At 63.9% G+C, this 15,399-nt stretch carries 13 protein-coding genes and 1 tRNA gene; 11 read left to right on the top strand and 3 right to left on the bottom strand.

The features are described 5' to 3' along the window. Nucleotides 1–61: 61 nt before the first annotated feature. Entirely contained in the window at nt 62–1,111 is a 1,050-nt protein-coding gene (locus QMZ05_RS17960; protein WP_353701960.1) for a carbon-nitrogen hydrolase family protein, read from the bottom strand. A gap of 160 nt (nt 1,112–1,271) precedes the next feature. Here QMZ05_RS17960 and QMZ05_RS17955 point away from each other — a divergent pair, with 160 nt between their 5' ends. From QMZ05_RS17955 to QMZ05_RS17945, 3 genes are all read left to right on the top strand, one after another. Then, nucleotides 1,272–2,222, top strand: a complete 951-nt coding sequence (locus QMZ05_RS17955) for a LysR family transcriptional regulator (protein ID WP_353701959.1) — start codon at nt 1,272–1,274, stop codon at nt 2,220–2,222. Nucleotides 2,223–2,299: 77 nt separating this feature from the next. After that, a complete protein-coding gene (locus QMZ05_RS17950) occupies nt 2,300–2,602 on the top strand; it encodes a DUF485 domain-containing protein (RefSeq protein WP_353701958.1) in 303 nt (100 codons plus the stop codon). 14 nt (nt 2,603–2,616) lie between these two features. Continuing rightward, nucleotides 2,617–4,200, top strand: coding sequence for a cation acetate symporter (locus tag QMZ05_RS17945; RefSeq protein WP_353701957.1), 1,584 nt, complete (start codon nt 2,617–2,619; stop codon nt 4,198–4,200). 192 nt (nt 4,201–4,392) lie between these two features. On the opposite strand, the gene glmU is transcribed toward QMZ05_RS17945, so the two are convergent. Beyond that, nucleotides 4,393–5,751 carry a bifunctional UDP-N-acetylglucosamine diphosphorylase/glucosamine-1-phosphate N-acetyltransferase GlmU gene (gene glmU / locus QMZ05_RS17940; RefSeq protein WP_353701956.1) on the bottom strand — a complete coding sequence of 453 codons (1,359 nt, stop codon included), beginning with the start codon at nt 5,749–5,751 and terminating at the stop codon, nt 4,393–4,395. Nucleotides 5,752–5,961: 210 nt separating this feature from the next. Here glmU and QMZ05_RS17935 point away from each other — a divergent pair, with 210 nt between their 5' ends. Both QMZ05_RS17935 and QMZ05_RS17930 read left to right on the top strand, forming a co-directional pair. Next, nucleotides 5,962–7,332 carry a hypothetical protein gene (locus QMZ05_RS17935; protein ID WP_353701955.1) on the top strand — a complete coding sequence of 457 codons (1,371 nt, stop codon included), beginning with the start codon at nt 5,962–5,964 and terminating at the stop codon, nt 7,330–7,332. Nucleotides 7,333–7,429: 97 nt separating this feature from the next. Then, nucleotides 7,430–7,810 (top strand): hypothetical protein, encoded by a 381-nt coding sequence (locus QMZ05_RS17930; RefSeq protein WP_353701954.1) that lies wholly within the window; start codon nt 7,430–7,432, stop codon nt 7,808–7,810. Here the strand turns inward: QMZ05_RS17930 and QMZ05_RS17925 are convergent. Beyond that, nucleotides 7,770–9,398 carry a beta-(1-6) glucans synthase gene (locus tag QMZ05_RS17925; protein ID WP_353701953.1) on the bottom strand — a complete coding sequence of 543 codons (1,629 nt, stop codon included), beginning with the start codon at nt 9,396–9,398 and terminating at the stop codon, nt 7,770–7,772. The two genes, QMZ05_RS17930 and QMZ05_RS17925, sit on opposite strands and share 41 nt — an antisense overlap. 245 nt (nt 9,399–9,643) lie before the next feature. Here QMZ05_RS17925 and QMZ05_RS17920 point away from each other — a divergent pair, with 245 nt between their 5' ends. The 6 genes from QMZ05_RS17920 to QMZ05_RS17895 all read left to right on the top strand — a co-directional run bounded on the left by QMZ05_RS17920 (nt 9,644) and on the right by QMZ05_RS17895 (nt 15,337). Then, entirely contained in the window at nt 9,644–10,252 is a 609-nt protein-coding gene (locus QMZ05_RS17920) for a beta-1-3, beta-1-6-glucan biosynthesis protein (protein WP_353701952.1), read from the top strand. Nucleotides 10,253–10,445: 193 nt separating this feature from the next. Beyond that, nucleotides 10,446–13,274 (top strand): glycosyltransferase, encoded by a 2,829-nt coding sequence (locus QMZ05_RS17915; protein WP_353701951.1) that lies wholly within the window; start codon nt 10,446–10,448, stop codon nt 13,272–13,274. A 177-nt stretch (nt 13,275–13,451) separates the two neighbouring features. Beyond that, nucleotides 13,452–13,527: transfer RNA gene (locus tag QMZ05_RS17910), tRNA-Lys, on the top strand. Between the two features lie 444 nt (nt 13,528–13,971). After that, a complete protein-coding gene (locus tag QMZ05_RS17905; RefSeq protein WP_353701950.1) occupies nt 13,972–14,529 on the top strand; it encodes a hypothetical protein in 558 nt (185 codons plus the stop codon). Nucleotides 14,530–14,612: 83 nt separating this feature from the next. Then, the gene (locus QMZ05_RS17900; RefSeq protein ID WP_353701949.1) at nt 14,613–14,882 is read left to right on the top strand and encodes a hypothetical protein; all 270 of its coding nucleotides are present in this window, start codon (nt 14,613–14,615) and stop codon (nt 14,880–14,882) included. Next, on the top strand, nt 14,879–15,337 hold the full coding sequence (locus tag QMZ05_RS17895; protein ID WP_353701948.1) for a hypothetical protein: 459 nt from the start codon (nt 14,879–14,881) through the stop codon (nt 15,335–15,337). Before QMZ05_RS17900 ends, QMZ05_RS17895 begins: the two co-directional genes overlap by 4 nt. The last annotated feature ends 62 nt before the right edge of the window (nt 15,338–15,399 follow it).

The raw sequence follows: 15,399 nt of genomic DNA, 5'->3' as shown, positions 1-15,399 counted from the left end.
TCCTACCTCCGGTAAAGCGTAGTCAGACATGCGCGCGTTGGCAACAGGACTGGATCGAGGGCTAACCGATCCTCTGCCCGTTCGATCCGGCGTCGGCATCGACGGACAGGATCGCCTGCGCTTCCGCTCCTGGCTGCTGTTCATCGCGAAATCGTGCCGGGGTCAGCCGGCTGCGGTCGACCGTCACGCCAAAAATGTCGAAGCGGTTGTAGTAACCGACCACGTCGTGAAACTGTTTCGGCTCGACGCAACGACTGAGATCGATCTCGGCGTAGGCGATCCCCTCCTGATCCTGCAATTCATCGCCAAACACGACCCCCGTCGGATCGACGAAGAAGCTCGCCGCACGTGGCGTCCGGTCGATCACGTCGGCGATGGTCCTGTCGCGTTCGATGAGGAAGGCGCGCATCGGCTCATCCATATAGCCGGCGGTGACGATCCCGAACACCTTGGCTTCGAAGCAGTGGGCGCTGGCCCGGATACGATTGGCGGCGACGTTGTCGAAATTGCCGCCGCCGGCCGGGCGTCGGGTCGGCCACATCGGCGGCCAGCTCGAGATGTGGACCTGTTCGCCCTGCGCCATCAGCGCAAAGCGGGCCAAGGGATTGGTGTTCTCGCCGCAGATCAACCCGCCGATGCGGCCCTGCCGTGTCTGTGCGACCACAAGGCCCGCACCATCCCCGGATGACCACACCAGCTTCTCGTAGAATGTCGGAACCAGCTTACGGTGATGGACCAGGATTTCGCCGGTCTCGCCGATCAACAGGTTCGAATTCCACAGCCCGCCAACGCTGACGGCCGAGCGCTCGCTGATGCCGATCGAGACGGTGACGCCGAGGGCGCGCGCTTCAGTGCAAAGCCGCGCCACTTCCGGCCCGTCCGCCAGCACGGATCGGTCGGCCATCCGCACGAACAGGTCGTGATTGTCGATCGGAGGCCACAGCGCCGCCCAGACCGGAAAGGCCGGAATATAGGTTTCCGGAAACGCGATCAGCTCGGCGCCGGCCCTGGCCGCCTCGCGCATGATGGAGATCGCCTTCTCGGTGGTCGCCTGACTGTCGAGGAACACGGGCGCGGCGTGGACGGCAGCAGCCTTGAAGCGCGGAAGCATATGAAAAATCCCGGCTAGGATTGGGGGAGCGAAGCGGTATCATCCTTGCCTCGCAGGCATGCATGGGAATTGTCGCAAGGCCGGTTGCGAAGGATCGGAGCCGCCGCGCGTTGGAACGGGAATTGCTTTGCCGGCAACGGCCGCAATCCGGAGGCAGGTCATGTTCGATACGATCAACTGGGACGATCTGCGGGTATTCCTCTGCGCCGCTCGTGCCGGGAATTTGAGCCAAACAGCAAAGCGGCTGCGGCTGGACCACTCCACCGTCAGCCGGCGCATCGCGCAGATGGAAGCCTCGCTCGGGATTGCGGTGTTCGAACGCCACCGCACCGGGCTCAAGCTCAACGAAGTCGGCGAGCGGCTGTTGCGTCACGCCGAGCGGGTCGAAAGCGCTGTGATCGCCATTCGCGAGGAGGCCAGCGCCAGCGACACCCAGGAACTCGCCGGGACCGTGCGGCTCGCGACCATGGAGGGGATCGCCTCGCTCTATCTGGCGCAACGGTTTGCCAAACTGCGGCGCACGGCGCCGCGACTCTCCGTCGAACTCGTCACGTCAGCCCAGACGGTCTATGTCCATAAGCGTGAAGCCGATCTGTTCGTGTCCTTCTTCCGGCCGCCCGGGCCGGGCCTGATCTCGGAACGCATCGGCAAGTTTCGGCTCGGGCTATTCGCGAGCCAGGACTATCTCGACACTCACGGCATGCCCAAAACCCTGCGCGACCTCGGGGATCATTGGTTCGTGTCCTATATCGAAGACTTGCTCCAGGTCGATTCGGTGCGCTGGCTCGCCGACGTCATCGAGGAGCCGAAGATCGCCTTCCACTCCAACAGCATGATCGCGCAGATGAACGCCGCGGCGGGCGGCCTCGGCATAGTGATGCTGCCGAGTTTTGCCACCAGGGAGCGGCCCGACCTGATCCCCGTGCTGCCCGCCCTCGCCGGCACCGTTCGCGAGGTCTGGCTCAACGTCCACAGCGACCTGCAATTTGCCCCGCGCATCCGCGCCGTCCGCGCCTTCCTGAAAAATACCCTGAAGCAGGACCCCGACATGCAGGTCACGCTGGCCGACGCCGTGCCGCAGCCGCGCACAGCAGATTGCAAAAATCCATAATTCCCTTCCGTCGGGGCCCGGCTGAAGCTCGTCCGATTGGCGCAAGGCAAAGCGCGCTTAAGTCTTAAGGGGCCAATATGGACAGGGTTATTCCCGGCAATGCCGGTGCGGCGCCGAACGGCGTCGCATTGGCCAGGAAGCTGGCCAAGACGCGGCTGACCGTCGCGCTCGTTCTCAGCGTTGCGATGATCGTGATCTATTTCGGTTTCATGGCGCTGTTCGCGTTCGACAAGCCGCTGCTCGGCACCATCCTGATGCCGGGCCTGTCGCTTTGCATTGTGCTCGGTCCGCTTGTCATCATCTCCTCGTTCGCGCTCTGCCTGGTCTACGTGCTGTGGGCGAACCGGGTGCTCGATGCCGGCATCCGCGACCTTCGCTAACGGGGCAGGCAAAGATGGGCAGCAGCACGCTTTCGATCGGGTTCTTCTTCGCCTTCATGGCGTTGACGCTGGGGATCACCTATTGGGCCGCGCGGCGCACGCGCACCACCGAGCACTTCTTTGCCGCCGGCGGCCAGGTCACGCCGTGGCAGAACGGCTGGGCACTTGCGGGGGATTTCCTGAGCGCCGCCGCCCTGCTCGGAATTGCAGGGATCGTCACCTCGAACGGCTTCGACGGCATGATCTATTCGATCGGGTGGCTGGTCGGCTGGCCGATCATTCTGTTCCTGATCGTCGAACCGTTGCGCAACGTCGGCCGCTTCACCTTCGCCGACGTCGTCGCCTATCGCCTGCGCCAGCGCCCGGTGCGCCTCGCCGGCGCCGTCGGAACGCTGGCCGTCATCCTGTTCTACCTGATCGCGCAGATGGTCGCGACGGGATCGCTGATCAAGCTGCTGTTCGGCCTGCCCTACACCTGGTCGGTCGTCGTGGTCGGCAGCGTGATGCTGGTCTACGTCCTGTTCGGCGGCATGCTGGCGACGACCTGGGTGCAGGTGGTGAAGGCTGCGCTGCTGATGGGCGGAGGCATCCTGCTCGCCTTCCTGGTGTTGACCCATTTCGACATGAACCCGCTGAAGCTGTTCGCCGCGGCGTCCGAGAAATACGGCACCAAGGTCCTGCAGCCGGGATCGAAGGTGGTCTCGGGCCAATGGGACGCGATCTCGCTCGGGCTCGGCCTGATGTTCGGGACCGCCGCGATGCCGCATGTGCTGATGCGGGCCTACACGGTGAAGGATGCCAAGGCCGCGCGGCTGTCGATCCTCTATGCCACCGGCCTGATCGGCGTCTTTCATCTCATGGTCTTCATCATCGGCTTTGGCGCCATGGTGCTGGTCGGCGCCGACGCGGTGGCCAAGGCCGGAGGTGGCGGCAACATGGCCGCGCCCCTGCTCGCACTCACCGTCGGCGGCAATGCTTTCTTCGGCTTCATCTGCGCGGTCGCGTTCGCAACCATGCTCGCCGTCGTCGCGGGGCTGACGCTGTCGGGCGTCGCCACGCTCTGTCATGATGTCTGGACCAATGTGATCCGCAACGGCACAGCTTCCGAGGCCGAGCAGCTCAAGGTCGCGCGCGTCGCAACCGTTCTGATTTCCATCTTCGCCATCATGCTTGGCATCGCGTTCGAAGGCCAGAACGTCGCCTTCATGGCGGGCCTCGCGTTCTCGATCGCCTGCGCCGCGAACTTCCCCTCGCTCGTGCTCTCCATCACCTGGCGCCGCTTCACGACGCCCGCAGCGGTGGCGAGCATCCTCGTCGGCACGCTGAGCTCGCTGGTGCTGATCTATCTGTCGCCAACCATCCAGGTCGACATTCTCGGCAAGCCACTGGCCGCGATCGAGCACCAATGGTGGTTCGTGTCGCTGCGCAATCCGGCGATCATCAGCATGCCCCTCTCCTTTGCGGTCGCGATCCTGCTGTCGCTGGTCACGCGCGAGAAGAACGCAAATCTCGCCTTCGACGAGATGCAGCGGCGCATCCTGCTCGGACCGGTCCCGCCGACCACCAGCGAGCCCGCCCAGGCGAAGAGCGCGGCCTGATTCACTGAACGCGCAACACATTCGGTGTCGTCCCGGCTTTGAGCTGGGACCCATAACCACGAGCGCCAATTGGTTTGCAGCGCTGTGGCCGCAGCTTGCTCCAACAACACAACCCTGTGGTTATGGGTCCCTGCTTTCGCAGGGACGACATCTTGTCGTGGAGACAGGTTCGCGATCACTTCGGCAGAAGAGTCACGTCCCCTTCGCCGCCTTCTCTTTCAGCTTTGCCGCGCGGTAGCGCGCCGCGCCGCCTTCGCGGATCGACTGTTCGCTGCGCTCGAGCGCCATGGCATCGTCGGGGACGTCCTTGGTGATGACGGAGCCCGAGCCGATATAGGCGCCCTTGCCGATCGTGACAGGCGCCACCAGCGACGAATTGGTGCCGACGAAGGCGCCCTCGCCGATCAGCGTCTTGTGCTTGAGGAAGCCGTCATAGTTGCAGGTGATGGTACCGGCGCCGAGGTTGGAATTGGCGCCGACATGGGCGTCGCCGACATAGGAGAGATGGTTGACCTTGACGCCGGCCTCGAGCACGGCGGCCTTGGTCTCGACGAAATTGCCGATCCGCGCGCCGTCGCCGAGCGAGGTGCCCGGCCGCAGCCGCGCATAGGGACCGACCGACACCTTCTTGCCGATGCTGGCCTCGACGATGTGCGAGAACGAATGGATCACGGCGCCGTCGTCGATCGAGACGCCCGGTCCGATCACCACGAACGGCTCGATCGTGACGTCCTTGCCGAATTTGGTGTCGGCGGCGAGATGGACGGTGTCCGGCGCGATCAGGGTCACGCCGGCCTCGAGCGCCTGCTTGCGCAGCCGCGCCTGCATCACGGCCTCCGCCTCGGCGAGCTGCGCCTTGGTGTTGATGCCGCGCACTTCGTCTTCGCTGGTTTCGATCACGACGGCCTCCAGTCCCATGTCCCTGACGATGCCGACGGCGTCGGTGAGGTAATATTCACCCTTGGTGTTGGCATTGCCGATCTTCTCGATGATCGCGAGCGCCTTCCTGCCGTCGAACGCCATCACGCCGGCATTGCACAGCGTGATCTTGCGTTCTTCGGGGCTGGCGTCGGCTTGTTCGCGGATCGCAATCAGCTTGCCGTTCTCGACCACCAGCCGGCCGTAGCCGGTCGGGTCGGCGGCCTGGAAGCCGAGTACCGCAAGCGCCGCACCGTCGCTCAGCGGCGCGCGGAGGCGCGCAAAGGTCTCGGCCGAGATCAGCGGCGTGTCGCCGAACGCGACCAGCAGGTCGTCGGCACTGCTCGCGATCGCCTCGCGCGCGGCCAGCACCGCATGCGCCGTGCCGAGCCGCTCGCGCTGCACGAAGGTCTGCGCGTCGGGCCGCACCCGGCGGGCCTCGGCGGCGACCGCCTCATGGTCGGGGCCAATCACGACCGCGAGCTGCGAGCCCTCGCCGGAGGCGGCGGCATTGAGCACATGCGCCAGCAGCGCCTGCCCGGCGACGGGGTGCAGCACTTTGGGCAGCGACGAGCGCATCCGCGTGCCCTCACCGGCCGCAAGCACCACTGTCAGGCTGGTTCGCGCAGTCATTCGAAAATCCCCGATGTCTCGCGCAGTTCACTGCGCCAAGCTTGCCTTCAAAGCTTACGTTCAAAGCTTTCTTGGAGGCCGTCTTTAATTGTTTTCCCCGGCAGAAGAAACCGTTTCGCCCTGGTGGTCCTCCGGATTCAAGTTCCCGGTCCATTTCCTGTTAATCTTTGCCTCGTGATTCGGCGGGCCTTGAGGAGGGCCAAGCGGGCTTTGGCCAAAGATCGCGACAATCTGGCGGCGGATTTCGACACCGAGAGCACCTCCGGCTTTTTGGCCGAGGAGGATGCTTTCGATCGCCGCATGCTGTGGCGGCTCGGCTCGTGGGGCGTGGCCGCGGTCGGCGCGGTCATCGTCGCCGTGATGGCCAACCAGTCGGCGCTGACAATGCGGCGCGACCTGGTCGCGGCATCAGACATCGCACGCCAGGCCCAGCAGCTGCAGACGCTGGCCAAGGAAAGCCATAACGAGACGCGCCGGCTCGCATCCGCGATCGATACGCTGAACGGCGACCGCGATCGGCTCTATTCGCGTATGACCACGCTGGAACAGGGGCTCGACTCCGTGACCGGCGCAATCGGCAAGCAACCGGCGGCACTCGTGCCGGCACCGGCAACATCGGCAGTCGCGCCCGGCACGCCGCCGGCCTCCGCCAATTCGGCACCAGCCGTTGCCGCGGTCGCAACCGCGCCGCCGGCCGCATCGGACAAGCCGGTCGTGGCCGAGAAGGTGCCGGCATCTGCCGACAGCAAGATCTCGCCACCGATCGAGAAGACCGCTGCCGTTGCCGAAAAGCCCGTGGTGGCCGACAAGAAGCCCGCGCCCGCCGCGACCAGGCAACAGGCTGCCGCGGACAAGTCGCCAGCATCCGACAATCCGCCGCCGGCTTCACCCAACACCCCATCCGTTGCCAGTCCGATGAGCGCCGCGGCCGCAGCAGCCAGTGCCGAGGATGCGAAACCGGCCGCGCCGGTCGCCGACAAGCCGACAGCCGAGAAGCCGCTGCTGGCATCGTTCGAACCCGCGGCGAGCAAGGCAAGCGAAGCGGTCAAGCCGCCGACCGCCAACGACGTCAGCGCCGCGCCGATCCCTCCGCTGGTGATCACGCCGGATCCGGACTCCGACGTCGAAGACGATGCGCCGAAGGCGCAGATCCACCGCACCGAGTTCGGCGTCGATCTCGGCACCGCGAATTCGGTCAATGGACTACGCGCGCTGTGGCGCGGCCTGCTGAAGTCGAAGGCCAACGCGCCGCTGGCCGCGCTGCGGCCGATCATCGTCATCAAGGAAAACAGCAACGGGCTCGGCATGCAGCTGCGCCTGGTCGCCGGACCGCTGAATGACGCCGGGACCGCCGCCAAGATCTGCGCCGGCCTCAGCCGGGTGCAGCGGACCTGCGAGACGGCGATCTATGACGGCCAGCGGCTGGCCGTGAACGAGCCGCCCGCCGCAGCCAAGCCGGCTTTGCCGTACCGGCGGCTGGCGCCGAAGCGCACCACCATCGCTCCGCCACAACCGGTCGCCGAGGAGAAGAAGCCGGAGCCTGCGACAATCTCCTCGATGTTCCGGCGGAACAGCCAATAATCATGCCCAGCGAAGCGATTGCGGCCAAATTCTCAACCGATTTCGCTGCTTCTCCCCGAGCCTTGTCCCAGCCCCCGTTCCCGACCATAGTGCCGCGATGACAAAACCTCCGTTCCGCCTCTCCCCCTATCAGGTCCAGTTCCTGATGGTCGTGGGCTTCGTCACCGTCGGTTACGCGCTTTATGTGCGCTATCTGGCCATCGAGTTCTCGCCCGTCGCGCTGGCCTGCGACGCCGGCACGCAGACCATGCTCTGCAAGGCGCGCGCGCTCTCGACCGTGCTGTTCAAGAACTCGGTGTTCGGCATCACCGCGCTGGTGATTGCGGTGTTGAACCTGATGCGGCCCTCGATCGTGCTGCTCACCGGCGGGCTGATCGCCGCCGGGCTCGGCATCGTGCTCTACAACGTCGTGTTGTCCGGGCTTGCGATCGGGCTGTTCATCCTGGGTTTTGCGCGGCCCGCGCCCGCCACAGCGTAGCGGCGAGCAAGACGTACATCACGCAGGTCCAGTCCGACTGCCAGTTGATCGTGCCCTCGTTGTAGATCGTGTAGAGGGCGGCGATCGCGAGCAGACCGGCGAACACCGATTCCGCGATCGGCCGGATGCCTTCCTTCGGGCGGTTGAGCATGGTCAGCAGGGCGAACGGCACCACGGCCATGGTTAGCGAGGCATACGGGAAGTCGCGGTAACGCGGATCGAAGGCGAAGCCGAGCGCGGTCTCGGCGGCGATCACGGTGGTGACCGCCAGCACGATCGCCAGCAGCGCACCGATCGCCCCCTTGCCGCGATAGTCGCGCGGCCCGATCAGCTCCAGGAAGGTCGGCAGCGAGCGTCCGGCGATCAGCGCATGCGCGGTCAGCAGGGGTGCGATGATCGCGGCCGCGAGCAGCACGCCCCAATGCAGAAAGCCACTGGTGCCGTAGCTCTCGTAGTAAATCTTGTCGCCGGCGATCCCGAGCAGCGTCCCCGCTGTGGTCGCCGAAATGCCGACCGCGATCCAGGCCGACGGCCGCGGCGTCCAGGGCCGGCGGCGCAGCGTCAACCAGGCCACCAGGAAGGTCGCGACCGACAGCGCCATGCCGCCCGCCATCTGCAACTTCCACTCCGGATAGTTGGTGATCGCAACGCCGGGCGGATACTTGACCTGCCGCTTGACCGAATCGAACAGGCCCCAATTGCCGCCGACGGTGCCCTCGAGCATGCGCTTCCAGGGCTGGTCATAGGCCTCGATCAGGTTGACGCGAAAACCCTCGCGCTTGGCGAGGTCGAGGATCTCCGACACCACCCGCGCCTGGTTGGTGCGCGACGGCAATGCGCCCTCCCGCATCCGCCCCTGGCTCGGCCAGCCGGTCTCGCCGATCAGGATCTCCTTGCCCGGGAACGTCACCGCCATCCGCTTCCGGATCTCGTCGACATGCGCGGCGGCGTATTTGGCCTTGACCGGGATGTCCTCCCAATACGGCAGGATGTGAATGGTGATGAAATCGACCGCGTCATAGATCTCGCGGTTCTTCACCCAGTATTCCCAGACGTCGGCATAGGTCACCGGGAGGTTGCCCGCCGCGGCCTTCACAGCGCGGATGTTGCCGGCAAGATCGGTAGCCGTCATCTCTCCGCGCAGCAGCACCTCGTTGCCGACGATCAGCGAGGTCACCACGCCCGGATATTCCTTGGCGAGCCGCACCGCGATCGCGATCTGCTGCAGGTTCTTGAAACGGTTGCTGCTGAGCCAGATGCCCTGCATCACCTTCAACCCGACCTTGGCCGCAACGCCGGGGACCTGGTCGAGACCGTTCTCAATCGAATAGGTGCGCACGCAGTCGGTGACCTTGGCGAGATCGGCGAGGTCCTGCTCGATCTGCTCGACCGGAATCTGCGTGGTGGGGTCCAGCGGCGTCTGGGCGCCGCGGAACGGCGTGTAGGACACGCATTGCAACTTTGCGGCAGGATCGATCGGCGCGCGCGCGAGCGTAATCGGCGTGGCGAGCCACCACCACACAGATGCAATCACGGCGAGCGAGATCAGGAGAAGCGCCAGCGGCGTACGAAGCGAAATCGGTTCCATCCTCCGGGGGACCGTCGAATTAGCCGGTCACAGCCCGTCTGCCAAGTGTAGGATTAGGTCATTACCATGGTTGTCCTGCGACAGTTTTGCGCTGGATCGATAAAGTTGTGAGTTTGCTGGACAAAATACCAAATTCCAGTCATCTGACTCGGCCAGAGTCTCCGCCGCACTGGAGACCTATTTGGACGGCATCACGCGAGCCGTTAGGATGATCCCGCGGGGGCAGGAACATTATCGGGGAATACATGCGTCGACGGCTGCTTGAGTTGAAGAACACCACTTTGCGCCACCTTGCTGTAACCGGCCTTGTGGCCAGTCTTGCGCTCCTGACCGGCGCCGGCGGCGCTTTCGCCCAGAGCGGCACGCCGAATCCGCCGGACCAGGCCAAACAGCAGCCCGGACAGGCCGACGCCAATGCAAATGCCGCGCGGGAGGCCAACCAGCGCAAGGTCGAGGAATTCGTCGAGGCCCAGCAGGCCATCAACGGTCCGGCCGGCAATCCGGAATGCGTCTGGCTCGGCCGCCGCGTGGTCCGCCTGATGTGGAACGACGACCTCGACACCGCCTTCCGCCATCTCGACCTTTATGACCGGTTCGGCTGCCCCGGCGGCCACGTTCAGGCCGCCTTCCGCTGCCTGACCCGGTTCGGCGCCCAGATCGACGACAAGGTGCGCGGCAGCCTCGATGGCCGTATCCATGCCTGCTGGATCAATCCGGGCGCCCAGCCGCAGGCCGCGGCAGCCGCCGCACCCAGCCCGGCGCCGTCGACGGCCGGCAATGCCGCGCCCGCGCCGGCCGCGTCGCCCTCGCCTGCGCCGAGCCCGTCGGCGTCGCCCGCGCCGGCCTCGAAATAGGCGCCCCGCCCGCTCGGGTCCGGCCGCATTTTTTTTCGCGGCTGGAACGGCTTGCGCCCTTAAAACGCCATCGCGGCACACCAGTTGTTAAATCGGATGGCGGAGATATCTTTCGCTCCGCCGCCACGTTGGTCGAACCCAGGGGACGGGTTCGCTTAGTCCTCAATCTCAGGCCCCGTATGGTTTAACCGCGATGCGCGCCGTCGTCGCCGTCCTGTTGCTTGTCACCGCCGCTCACGCCGCCCTGTGGGGTCTCTTCCAGGAGAAACAGGCAGCGCCCGATTTCCGTGGCACGCTGCCGAGCCTGTCCTACGCTCCGTTCGAGTCGGGTCACACCGTTGCGGATGTTGCCGCCGACACCGAGAAGGTGCGCACCGACCTCAGGAAGCTCTCCACGCTGACCAAGGCGGTCCGTCTCTATTCGTCGACCGAAGGCAACGAGCTGGTGCCGCCGGTTGCCGCCGAGTTCGGCATGAAGGTTACGGTCGGCGCCTGGATCGACAAGGACGCCAACCGCAACAACCGCGAGCTCGAAGCCGCGATCAACCTTGCCAAGCGCAACAGCAACGTCATCGGCATCGTGGTCGGCAACGAAACCGTGTTCCGCGGCGAGCAGGTCCCGCTCGAAAACCTCGGCTCCGTTCCGGAAGTCGGCGTGCCGCCGGAGGAATCCGAACGGATCCTTCGCGAGGAAGCGCAGCGCCTGCACGACGCGGAAACGCAGCCCGAGGACAAGCGCGCCGAGGCGATCAAATGGGCGATTGCCGAAAACAACGTGCACCGGCTGATCAAGGTGATCCAGCGCGTCAAGAAGTCGGTCAACGTTCCCGTCACGACAGGTGAAATCTGGAACATCTGGCGCGACCACCCGCAGCTCGCCAATTCGGCTGACTTCATCGCCGCGCACGTGCTGCCGTACTGGGAAAACTTCACTGACAAGCAGGCGGTGGATCAGGCGGTCGATCGCTACAACCTGTTGCGCGACTCCTTCCCAGGCAAGCGCATCCTGATCGCCGAATTCGGCTGGCCGAGCCAGGGCTACAATCTGCGCAGCGCCGAGCCCGGTCCGTTCCAGCAGGCCACGGTGCTGCGCAACTTCGTGACGCGCGCCGAAGCCATCGGCATGGACTACAACATCGTCGAAGCCATCGATCAGCCGTGGAAGTTCTTCGAAGGCGGCGTCGGTCCCTACTGGGGCATCCTCAATGCCGATCGTGAGGCGAAGTTCGCCTGGACCGGCCCGGTCACCGATCTGAACTACTGGAAGATCGCGCTGGTCGCGGTCCTGGTCGGCCTGTTCATGTCGCTGCCGATCCTGCGGCTGGACCAGCCGACCGTGATGCAGGCGCTGCTGCTGTCGGCCGCGGCGAACGGCGTCGGCGCCTGGGTTGCGACCGTATTCTCATATTGGACGACGCACTACTTCGTCTGGGGTTCGGCCTTCGCGCTCAGCCTCGGCCTCGTGCTGCTGGTGCCGCTGGTGCTGATCGCGATGGCGCGGATCGAGGAGATCGCGGCGGTGGCGTTCGGCCGCGGCCCGCGCCGGCTGATCGCAAGGAGCGAGCCGCTGGCGCCCGCCACGATCGGCGAGGACGTCAAATTCCCCAAGGTCTCGATCCACATCCCGGCCTATTTCGAACCGGTCGAGATGCTGAAGCAGACGCTCGATGCGGTGTCGCGGCTCGACTATCCGAATTTCGAGTGCGTCTGCATCATCAACAACACGCCCGATCCCGACTTCTGGCGGCCGATCCAGGATCATTGCCGGCAGCTCGGCGAGCGCTTCAAGTTCATCAACGCCGAGAAGGTGCAGGGCTTCAAGGCCGGCGCGCTGCGGATTGCGATGGAGCGGACCGCGGCGGACGCCGAGATCATCGGCATCATCGACGCCGACTATGTCGTGCATCCGGACTGGCTCAAGGATCTCGTGCCGGCCTTCGCCGATCCCCGCGTCGGCCTGGTGCAGGCGCCGCAGGAGCATCGCGACGGCGACCGCTCGCTGATGCACTACATCATGAACGGCGAATATGCCGGGTTCTTCGACATCGGCATGGTCCAGCGCAACGAGTTCAATGCCATCATCGTGCACGGCACGATGTGCCTGATCCGCCGCGCGGCGATGGACAAGGCCGGCGGCTGGTCCAGCGACACGATCTGCGAGGACACCGATCTCGGCCTCTCGATCCAGCAGGCGGGCTGGCTGACGCACTACACCAATGTGCGCTACGGCGAAGGCCTGCTGCCCGACACCTACGAGGCGTTCAAGAAGCAGCGCCACCGCTGGGCCTATGGCGGCTTCCAGATCGTCAAGAAGCACTGGCGGCGCTTCCTGCCGGGCGCGAGCCGGCTGACGCCCGACCAGCGCCGCGAATTCTCGCTGGGCTGGCTCAACTGGCTCGGGGCCGAAAGCCTCGGCGTCGTGGTCGCGATCCTCAATTTGATCTGGGTCCCGATCGTCGCCTTCGCCGACATCGCGATCCCGGACAAGATCCTGACGCTGCCGATCATCGCCTCCTTCGTCGTCTCGCTGGTGCATTTCGTCGCGCTCTACCGGCTGCGCGTGAACATCAAGGCCGGCCAGATGCTGGGCGCCATGATCGCGGCGATGAGCGTGCAGTGGACGGTGTCGCGCGCGGTGGCGCAGGGCTTGATCACCGAGCACCTCGCCTTCGCCCGCACCTCCAAGGGCGGCTTGTCGCGGATGTCGATCGAATTCCAGGCGTTCTGGGAAGCCGTGATCGGCGTGCTGCTGTTGATCGGAGCCATCGTGCTGGTCGTCACCAATGGCTACAAGCAGGTGCGGGAGATCTACATCTTCGCCGGCGTCCTGGTGTTGCAGAGTCTGCCATTCCTGGCGGCGGTCTCGATCGCGATCCTGGAGAATTCGCCGATCAACGAGTTCGCATTCTGGCGCAACAGCGCGATCCGCACCGCGGAACTGATCGGGTTGCGCCCGGTCAGCCTGCCCTCGGTCACCGCCCCCTCGCAGCCGGTCGGCTCGGAAATCGGCCGCGACAACTGAGCTACTTCAAGAAACGGCCCTAAACACAGGCATCGGAACGGCAAATCCGCCCAAACGGTGCACAATTGACCGCCCCTCGGCTATTGACCCGATGGGCCCTGCCCCCTACACAGCGCGGGCTGGAGCATGATCCGGAGCGGTTTCACCGCTCGGCCCGGATCGGATGTTCAGGTGAGTGAGCGCGTAGCTCAGGCGGTAGAGCACGTGACTTTTAATCATGGGGTCGAGGGTTCGAGTCCCTCCGCGCTCACCAATTAAAATCAAGTACTTAAGCCAAAAATAGAGCAGCTAGACCGACCTCGAAATTTCGTCTTGCACAGGTGCGGCAATGACGATCGCTTTCGTGCTGTTCGGGATCGCCGCGCGGGTGTTGCTCACGCCTTTCCTCGCTGCGGTCGCGCTCATCGCCGAGGTCAACAGTTTCGGAGATCCGGCTTAGCGATGGTGCGTTGCTGAAATTTGGGACGTGCCACGAATGGGAGGCCTCTTCAACCGAGGCCGCCATGCTCACCGAAGCCAATTCGTTTTCCGTCCGGGTTCTACGGCCCAACGGACAGCATCAACTGATTTGCGTTTCCCTTTTCGCCGGCCGAGCGGTTGAGGCGAGCGATTGTCACGCAAGTACTTGCGGTTGCAGCGCAACTAGAGATAGCTTTTGATCGTTCCTTAAACCGTCTAATTTTTTTGGAGAATTTCAATGCTTAGAATTGTTGCTTGCGCAACCGCGCTGCTCATCTGTCTCTCGACAACCTCCTATGCAGAGGAAGCTATCAAAGCCGGCAAGGATATCGTGCTTCCAAATGTCGATCCGGCAACGATGAAGCCAAGCACGGCGTCACCAGCGATCGCTTATCCGAACCCCGTTGGCAAGGGAGGCAAAACGTACACCGTGGATCGCACCAACCGCGGCAACACTGTTGCCATTCCTGAAGCCGACATCATCCAATACTGCAGTGACAAGAGCGGCTGCATCGTTCGTATTGGAATGCACAATTGGGACGACAAGGGGCGCGTGGCATCGCGCCACTTCTTATTTTTCTACAACAAGGACACCGGCGCGTGGCGCGCCGAGGCGGGCGATGCGGAAGGGACGAACAACAACAACGTGACCGAGCACGTTTTCCAAGCTTGGGCATGCTACTTCACCGATGGTCAATATCAGAATTGGCAGGACAAGGGCGACACCACCAAGGATTTCGGCCTCCTTTCGTGGAATCAATACAATGCAGATTGTTTCCTTACGCTAATGCCTTGAGAGCATCGGGCCTCGCAAAGCCTGCGGGGCCCCCTTTCTCTGCAATTGAGCCCGTCTCCCTTTCGGTCACGGTTGGATAATTCATGACACCAGAAGATCGCATTCAGCATCTCATTTCGGGCATAGGTGGCCTTCAGCGTGCACTCGGCATCGCGCTGGAGACCATCGCAAACGATCACGGTCAAGATGCTCGCCAACTGCTTGAGGCGCTTCGTGACCGTGCAATCTCAGATATGAAGAATTCAGATATCCCTGCAGAATTTGAGATGAAACATGCAAGCCTGGTCAGGCCCTCTATCGAAGCGATCGAGATGGCTTTCGATGAAGCTATCGCGAAACTGGATGGCCAATGACATTCGCGAGCGGCGAAGCAGCCCAGATCGCAGCGGGCCGAGCATGCGGAAAGTGCTCCCTTTGTTGCAAGGTCGTGCGCGTCGACAAACTGGCCAAGCCACCCGGCGTATGGTGCAAGGACTGCGCCCCTGGAAAAGGCGGCTGCAAGATCTACGAAAGCCGCCCAGAGGAGTGCCAACACTTTCTATACATGTGGCTCTACACGGAAGAACTCGGAGCTGAATGGTATCCGGCAACAGCAAAGTTTGTGGTCGCGGCAGAGCAACAAGGCAATCGGATTGCTGTCTCTGTCGATCCTTCATTTCCGACCAAATGGCGTGAAGAGCCCTACTATTCCCAAATCAAGGGTTGGGCTCAATTTGGTGCGACCGTGAACTCGCAAGTAATCGTCAACATCGGCAAGCGCGTAATCGTTGTTCTGCCAAACAAGGAAGTTGATCTAGCAGGCTGTTGAAGAAGTCTTTGAGCGGCGCGCGATGAATGGGATGTTGTCGCCGTTGAGGAGGCAGATCTCCC

Source organism: Bradyrhizobium sp. INPA03-11B (assembly GCF_040446015.1).
Lineage (GTDB): Bacteria > Pseudomonadota > Alphaproteobacteria > Rhizobiales > Xanthobacteraceae > Bradyrhizobium > Bradyrhizobium macuxiense_A.
The sequence above is the reverse complement of the archived record's forward strand: the minus strand, read 5'-3'. Positions and strand labels throughout refer to the sequence as shown.

Coding starts and splice junctions, on each gene's coding strand:
- QMZ05_RS17960 (WP_353701960.1), bottom strand. CDS start 1,111: ATGCTTCCGCGCTTCAAGGCTGCTGCCGTCCACGCCGCGCCCGTGTTC.
- QMZ05_RS17955 (WP_353701959.1), top strand. CDS start 1,272: ATGTTCGATACGATCAACTGGGACGATCTGCGGGTATTCCTCTGCGCC.
- QMZ05_RS17950 (WP_353701958.1), top strand. CDS start 2,300: ATGGACAGGGTTATTCCCGGCAATGCCGGTGCGGCGCCGAACGGCGTC.
- QMZ05_RS17945 (WP_353701957.1), top strand. CDS start 2,617: ATGGGCAGCAGCACGCTTTCGATCGGGTTCTTCTTCGCCTTCATGGCG.
- glmU (WP_353701956.1), bottom strand. CDS start 5,751: ATGACTGCGCGAACCAGCCTGACAGTGGTGCTTGCGGCCGGTGAGGGC.
- QMZ05_RS17930 (WP_353701954.1), top strand. CDS start 7,430: ATGACAAAACCTCCGTTCCGCCTCTCCCCCTATCAGGTCCAGTTCCTG.
- QMZ05_RS17925 (WP_353701953.1), bottom strand. CDS start 9,398: ATGGAACCGATTTCGCTTCGTACGCCGCTGGCGCTTCTCCTGATCTCG.
- QMZ05_RS17920 (WP_353701952.1), top strand. CDS start 9,644: ATGCGTCGACGGCTGCTTGAGTTGAAGAACACCACTTTGCGCCACCTT.
- QMZ05_RS17915 (WP_353701951.1), top strand. CDS start 10,446: ATGCGCGCCGTCGTCGCCGTCCTGTTGCTTGTCACCGCCGCTCACGCC.
- QMZ05_RS17905 (WP_353701950.1), top strand. CDS start 13,972: ATGCTTAGAATTGTTGCTTGCGCAACCGCGCTGCTCATCTGTCTCTCG.
- QMZ05_RS17900 (WP_353701949.1), top strand. CDS start 14,613: ATGACACCAGAAGATCGCATTCAGCATCTCATTTCGGGCATAGGTGGC.
- QMZ05_RS17895 (WP_353701948.1), top strand. CDS start 14,879: ATGACATTCGCGAGCGGCGAAGCAGCCCAGATCGCAGCGGGCCGAGCA.